Genomic DNA, 6,613 nt, shown 5'->3' on the forward strand with positions numbered 1-6,613 from the left:
AATATTTAATAACAAAAGAATTCAATCTTTATCAGATAAAACAAAAGAATCTAATTATAATTTATTCTATTTATGAACATTTTGAGAGTAAATGACCAATTTAGTTCATAATATTCTCTTATAATAAACTCCATTTTACTCCAATCGATTTCTATATTCCGTTGGCGTAGTTCCCAAAACTTTTTTTACATAGCGCGTAAAGAATGACCGACTCGAAAACATCATTTCATCGGCTATTTCAGATATGTTGAGATTTTTGTTCTGCAAAAAAAGTATAATGCGCTCCTTGGCATAACGCTGAATCCATTCAGATGCTGTGACCCCTGAGTTTTGCTTGCAAACAGCATTTAAATATTTAGGAGTAACATTAAGTGATTGAGCATAATAACGCACTTCCCGTTCTTTCATACAGTTTTCTTCTACTAAATTTACGAAACGCTCATACAAAGACCCGCTTTGCAAGCTGCGCTTCCTGCGCTCATACTCATTAGCAAATGTGTGCCACATTTCAAGAATGAATAAGCGCATTTGAAGTTTTAATGCCTCCTCATAAAAACGGTGCGTCTTATCCTGATACTTATCATATAACAGTTGAAAATTGCTAAGAACCCGTTGCTTGTCCTTCTCATCATTCAATTGTTTAACAGGATATTGACGGGAATGTAAGCTGGCATCTATACCCCAATTTTGATCGGGTATATTAGTATTCAAAAATTGATTCGCTACTAATAGAACTGTTGCTTTAAACTTCTTTGAAAATTGCAAATCGACCAGTTTACTTTGTGCGAACCAAAATAAAAACTCTCCGCCCTTACACTCCATTTTTATATCATTGAATGAAAAGCTAAGCTTACCATGATGACAAAATAAATGGGTGTGGTAGTTTTCTTTAAAGTCTTTTGGCAAATCGATTTCTGTAATTAAATCGAGCATTACAATACGCGGCAAAATTTCTTGAGGGTTATCTTGAGCATTCTTTGCATTATAATAAGTCATATTTGACATTTAAAACGTAATTAGTGTAACAAATGTAATACTTCTGTTCTTTAATTTTAATGACTACTGAAAATTCAAGTAATGGAAAAGAAAAGCGTATTTGAAAGATTAATAAATGGCGAAATTATTAAGCCCAATGACCCTGATGCCTATAAGCTGCGCGAAGCTTCATACAACACTAAAAAATTACTTGTAAAGATGAACAGCGCAACAGATCCAAAAGAAATAAGGGATTTATTGAGCCAAATTACAGAAACCGAAATAGATGAAACCGTAGCTGTTTTTACTCCGCTATATATCAATTATGGGAAAAATACCAAAATTGGTAATAAGGTATTTATCAATTTTGACTGTGTGTTTTTAGACTTAGGAGGAATAACTATCGAAGAAGGTGTACTCCTGGCTCCCAAAGTCAGTTTACTAACTGAAGGACACCCCCTTTCTCCCAGCGAAAGGCATGCGCTGGTTCCAAAACCCATTTACATTAAAAAAAATGCGTGGATAGGAGCTAACGCAACCATTTTACAGGGTGTAACCATTGGGGAAAATTCCGTTGTGGCAGCAGGTTCGGTTGTCTCCAAAGATGTTCCCGACAATGTCATTGTAGGAGGCACACCCGCAAAAATTATTAAAAAAATTTAAAATGAAAAAAATAACATTTATCGTATCTGTCCTAGCATTAGTGATGGCTCAAGGTTGTAATACCAAAGTGGAAAAACAAGAAAAAGTGGAAACTAATCAAAATGAAGAATCAATTTTCCCAAAAGGGGAACGAGGTTCTGCAACTAATTTTACGGGTAATGCCCATAACTATAATTTAGTTGAAAATGATTCCATATATAATACACTTGCCGGAAATGTGTATTTCGAAAAAAGTGCCCGATCAAATTGGCATTCGCATCCCAGTGGTCAAATTCTCATTATACTAGATGGTGAAGGCTACCATCAACTGGAAGGGCAGCCTAAACAACTCATGAAAAAGGGAGATGTGATTAAGTGTCCTCCTAATACAAGGCACTGGCACGGTGCAACCGAAAGTAGCAGCCTTACCCAAATGTATATTTTGCCAAAAACTGAGAATGGAGTTGTTACCTGGCTTGAACCCGTAACTGAGGAAACCTATAGTGCTAAATAAATCTGCAGTTGATTTAGCAAAATGAACTATTTATTAATTTATTGCTTCATAATAATATACAGATGAAAAAGAAATATACCATATCACGAAGAGAAATGATTGTGGGTACGACTGCCGCAATTTCTTACGGATTGACGGCTACATCGATGAAAACCTTAGAATCAATACCGGAAAATCAGATCGTGCCGGGAAAATTGGATGTTTCTGTTCTTGAGAGTCCGTTTTTTAATGAGGTACGATTTAAAGTAAATGGAAAAACAAAAACCGTTGCGGTAGATAACCGTACAACCCTACTCGATGCTTTACGCGAAAATTTGGCCATTACAGGTACAAAAAAAGGCTGTGATCATGGTCAGTGCGGGGCGTGTACGGTACTGGTAAATGGCACACGTATCAACTCTTGCCTCTCACTTGCATTGCAACATGAGGGGGACGAGGTGACTACCATTGAAGGTCTGGGTAAACCCTCGCGATTACACCCAATGCAAGCCGCATTTGTAGAGCACGATGGTTACCAATGTGGATATTGTACTCCGGGACAGATTTGTTCGGCAGTAGCCACACTTCAAGAAATAGAGAACGATATACCAAGTCACGTAACCGAAGACTTAAATGCAAAAGCTTCATTTTCTGAGGAAGAAATAAAAGAGCGCATGAGTGGAAATATTTGTCGTTGCGGGGCCTACGCCAATATTTTTGATGCTATTGAAGAGGTAGCGAAATCTAAAATTTAATCCCAGAAACATAAATAGCGATGAAAGAGTTCACATACGAGCGAGTCACTTCAATCGAAGATGCTGTACGAGCCGCTTCAAAACATACGAATGCAAAATATCTGGCTGGTGGTACCAATCTGTTGGATTTGATGAAGCTGCAAATTGAAACACCAGCTCATATCATTGATATCAGTAGAATTGGTTTAGATCAAATTACCCCAACTGCAGAAGGTGGTCTTAAAATTGGGGCTTTGGTAAGCAATACAAATCTTGCTGCAGATAAACGCGTGCGTAAAGATTATGGGGTTTTATCCCGTGCATTACTCGCTGGCGCTTCCGGCCAACTTCGTAATAAAGCTACTACAGGTGGAAATCTGCTGCAGCGCACACGCTGTCCCTATTTTTACGATACCAATCAGGCGTGTAATAAACGCAATCCGGGAGAAGGTTGTGCTGCTATTGGTGGTTTTACACGTGGTCTTGGTGTCATAGGCACAAGTACGGAATGTTTAGCAACGTATCCAAGCGATATGGCGGTTGCTATGGCACTTTTAGATGCACGTGTCGAGACCTTAAAAACAGATGGCACTGCACGAAGTATTGATTTTAAAGATTTTCATCAGTTACCGGGAGAGACCCCCCAAATTGAAACCAGTTTAACTCCCGGCGAACTAATTACGAGTGTGATTTTACCACCACCTTTAGGCGGTACGCATTATTACCATAAAGTTCGTGATAGAGCTTCTTATGCTTTTGCATTGATTTCGGTTGCGGCGGTTCTACAGCAAGACGGTACCGGTAAAATCGCCGTGGGTGGCGTAGCTGCAAAACCCTGGAGTTCTGAAGCTGCCAATCGTCTATTACCTTCAGGAGCAGCAGCGGTAGCGGCTAAGCTTTTAGAAGGAGCATCACCTACTGAAGAAAATAAATTCAAACTGAAACTGGTAGAGAATACCATCGCTTCAATAATAATCCAAAATAAGGCTTAATATGAAATTTGACACTCCAGCAGGAGCAAACCCCACAGACAAGAAGAAGGTTATAGGTCAACCTGCCAGCCGTATTGAAGGGCCTTTAAAAACAACAGGGCGTGCAACCTACGCTTATGAATATACTGAAACGGAAAAAAAACCAGCCTACGGATACATTTTAGGCGCAGCCATTGCTTTAGGTGAAATTGTAAAGATGAATCTGGAAAAAGCAGAAAAAGCAAATGGCGTATTGCATATTGTAACAGCTGAAAATACAGGAGAATTAGATACAGGTTTGTTTTATGCAGACCGATTTCTGGCAGGGCCAAAAGTTGATCATTATCATCAAGCTGTAGCAATTGTGGTTGCCGAAACGTTTGAACAGGCACGCAGCGCAGCGGCATTAATTGAAGTTGAGTATAAAAAACAGAAAGGAAGTTTTGATTTAGAAGCCTCCTTAGATTCAGCAAAACCCTTAGAGCCTGCTCCGTTTACGCCCCCAACTGAAACACGCCAGGGAGATTTTGAAAAGGCGTTTGAAGAAGCTGCTGTAACTGTAGATCAAACCTATACCACACCAGATCAGTCCCACGCGATGATGGAGCCTCACGCTACAATCGCAAAATGGAATGGGGATAAATTAACGTGCTGGTGTACGATTCAACAAATCAACTGGGGAGTACGGGATCTCGCTAACATTCTAAAAATCCCTGCTGAAAACATTCGTTTAATTTCAGCGTATATAGGTGGAGGTTTTGGAGGAAAAGGTACTGTGCTATCCGACCTTGTTGCAGCTTCTCTTGCAGCCCGTGCTATCGATAGACCTGTAAAGCTCACCTTACAACGCCCCCTAATATTTAACAATACCACACACCGCCCTGCAACTATTCAGAAGATAAAGTTAGGAGCGACCACTGAGGGAATATTGACCGCTATTGGTCATGAAAGTTGGTCGGGGAATATTCCCGGTGGAAGAACGGAATCTGCCACCACTCCTACTCGCATCTTATATGCTGGGTCAAACAGGCTTACGCGTCTTCGCCTTTCTGAATTGAATTTAGGTGAAGGAAACGCAATGCGCGCACCGGGCGAAGCCCCCGGAATGATGGCTCTTGAAATTGCGATGGACGAACTGGCAGAAAAATTAGATATAGATCCGGTTGCTTTGCGTATTAAAAATGATACTCAGGTAGATCCTGAAAATCCGGAAATACCATTTTCTACCCGAAAGTTAGTAGAATGTTTAGAAAAGGGTGCTGAGGCCTTTGGCTGGAATAAACGCAACCCAAATCCGGGTCAGGTTAAGGATGGGCAATGGTTACTAGGAATGGGAATGGCATCTGCAACACGCGGAGCACCAATTACTAAATCTGCCGCACGGGTTACGTTAGAGCGTGATGGCTCTATACTGGTTCAAACCGATATGACTGATCTTGGTACCGGAAGCTATACCATCATAGCGCAGACAGCCGCAGAAATGATGGGCGTCCCTTTAGAAAGCGTAACTGTAAAGTTAGGGGATTCTTTATTTCCGGAATCTTCCGGTTCCGGAGGACAATGGGGTGCTGCTTCTGCAACATCTGGGGTTTATGCGGCTTGTGTAAAACTGAGGGAGCAAGTAGCTCAACAACTTGGTTTTGATGCTGATAAGGCAAATTTTGAAGATTCTAAAATAAAAGTAGGAAGTAAAACATATTCCCTAAAAAAAGCAGCCCGTAAAGGAAAGCTCGTAGCTGAAGATACGATGACCTATGGTAATCTGTCAAAAGAATATGCTCAGGATACCTTTGGCGCTCATTTTGTAGAAGTGGCTGTACACGCATATACCAAAGAAATTAGGGTAAAGAGAATGTTGGCGGCATGCCATGCCGGTAGGATTTTAAACCCAAAAGCGGCGCGCAGTCAGGTAATAGGTGCAATGACTTGGGGCGTAGGATCGGCCTTAATGGAGGATTTGGTAGTAGATACCCGATTGGGCTATTTTGTAAACCACGATCTGGCCGGGTATGAAGTTCCGGTTCACGCTGATATTCCACGTCAGGAGGTAATTTTAGTTGAAGATGAAGACATCACAATGTCTCCTATGAAATCTAAGGGAATAGGAGAATTGGGCCTTTGTGGAGTTGCTGCTGCAATAGCTAACGCGATTTACAACGCCACCGGCACACGAGTACGGGATTATCCCATTACCGGAGATAAGCTTTTGTAATTAAAAATAGTCAACTTATGAAATTCCTATTTTTGATGCTTTTACTCTGTATTCCCATTTTTATAAGTGGTACATCCTATTGGAATAACCAGAACACTCCTATCAAGACCGAAAACAAGAGCACTATGTCAAATCAGACAATCAAAATCACTGTAGATTCTAAGACCTTTAACGCCACACTTCTGGACAATCCTTCATCTGAAGCATTTAAGGAGCTGCTTCCAATGTCGATTACTATGACCGAATTGAATGACAACGAAAAGTATTATGATTTACCTAAAAAACTTCCATCCCAAGCCTCAAATCCCGGTACCATTCATAATGGAGATTTGATGCTATATGGTTCAAATACATTAGTACTGTTTTATAAAACCTTTTCAACCTCGTATAGCTATACCAAACTTGGAAGCATTAATGATCCTGCCGGATTCAAAGAAGCTTTAGGCACAGGAAATGTTATTGTTAAAATAGAACTTTAAATTAAATAATATTGTAGGCTTCCCTAAAAACAGGACAGTTGTTAATTCGAATTTACTAATTTTAAATTCACACTGTCACGATGAAAAACAGCAAATTTAGCGAGAGC

At 40.3% G+C, this 6,613-nt stretch carries 7 protein-coding genes; 6 read left to right on the plus strand and 1 reads right to left on the minus strand.

What is annotated here, in order from left to right; all coding sequences use genetic code 11:
• Positions 1-135: 135 nt before the first annotated feature.
• On the minus strand, positions 136-1,005 hold the full coding sequence (locus ACIGAM_RS15750) for a helix-turn-helix domain-containing protein (protein WP_396512427.1): 870 nt from the start codon (positions 1,003-1,005) through the stop codon (positions 136-138).
• Between the two features lie 72 nt (positions 1,006-1,077).
• On the opposite strand from ACIGAM_RS15750, the gene ACIGAM_RS15755 reads away from it, so the two are divergent.
• The 6 genes from ACIGAM_RS15755 to ACIGAM_RS15780 all read left to right on the plus strand — a co-directional run bounded on the left by ACIGAM_RS15755 (position 1,078) and on the right by ACIGAM_RS15780 (position 6,506).
• Complete coding sequence (locus ACIGAM_RS15755) at positions 1,078-1,638, plus strand: sugar O-acetyltransferase (RefSeq protein WP_396512428.1); 561 nt, start codon at positions 1,078-1,080, stop codon at positions 1,636-1,638.
• Position 1,639: 1 nt separating this feature from the next.
• Positions 1,640-2,131, plus strand: a complete 492-nt coding sequence (locus ACIGAM_RS15760) for a cupin domain-containing protein (protein WP_396512429.1) — start codon at positions 1,640-1,642, stop codon at positions 2,129-2,131.
• Positions 2,132-2,193: 62 nt separating this feature from the next.
• Complete coding sequence (gene paoA, locus ACIGAM_RS15765; RefSeq protein WP_396512430.1) at positions 2,194-2,865, plus strand: aldehyde dehydrogenase iron-sulfur subunit PaoA; 672 nt, start codon at positions 2,194-2,196, stop codon at positions 2,863-2,865.
• 20 nt (positions 2,866-2,885) lie between these two features.
• Complete coding sequence (locus ACIGAM_RS15770) at positions 2,886-3,836, plus strand: FAD binding domain-containing protein (protein ID WP_396512431.1); 951 nt, start codon at positions 2,886-2,888, stop codon at positions 3,834-3,836.
• Position 3,837: 1 nt separating this feature from the next.
• The gene (gene paoC, locus ACIGAM_RS15775) at positions 3,838-6,027 is read left to right on the plus strand and encodes an aldehyde oxidoreductase molybdenum-binding subunit PaoC (protein WP_396512432.1); all 2,190 of its coding nucleotides are present in this window, start codon (positions 3,838-3,840) and stop codon (positions 6,025-6,027) included.
• Between the two features lie 17 nt (positions 6,028-6,044).
• Positions 6,045-6,506, plus strand: a complete 462-nt coding sequence (locus ACIGAM_RS15780) for a cyclophilin-like fold protein (protein WP_396512433.1) — start codon at positions 6,045-6,047, stop codon at positions 6,504-6,506.
• Positions 6,507-6,613 lie beyond the last annotated feature (107 nt).

Origin of the sequence: Leeuwenhoekiella sp. NPDC079379, from assembly GCF_044542075.1 — a bacterium.
GTDB lineage: Bacteria > Bacteroidota > Bacteroidia > Flavobacteriales > Flavobacteriaceae > Leeuwenhoekiella.

Bases quoted from the DNA above. Each gene is read 5' to 3' on its own strand.
- ACIGAM_RS15750 (WP_396512427.1), bottom strand. From the start codon at position 1,005: ATGTCAAATATGACTTATTATAATGCAAAGAATGCTCAAGATAACCCT.
- ACIGAM_RS15755 (WP_396512428.1), top strand. From the start codon at position 1,078: ATGGAAAAGAAAAGCGTATTTGAAAGATTAATAAATGGCGAAATTATT.
- ACIGAM_RS15760 (WP_396512429.1), top strand. From the start codon at position 1,640: ATGAAAAAAATAACATTTATCGTATCTGTCCTAGCATTAGTGATGGCT.
- paoA (WP_396512430.1), top strand. From the start codon at position 2,194: ATGAAAAAGAAATATACCATATCACGAAGAGAAATGATTGTGGGTACG.
- ACIGAM_RS15770 (WP_396512431.1), top strand. From the start codon at position 2,886: ATGAAAGAGTTCACATACGAGCGAGTCACTTCAATCGAAGATGCTGTA.
- paoC (WP_396512432.1), top strand. From the start codon at position 3,838: ATGAAATTTGACACTCCAGCAGGAGCAAACCCCACAGACAAGAAGAAG.
- ACIGAM_RS15780 (WP_396512433.1), top strand. From the start codon at position 6,045: ATGAAATTCCTATTTTTGATGCTTTTACTCTGTATTCCCATTTTTATA.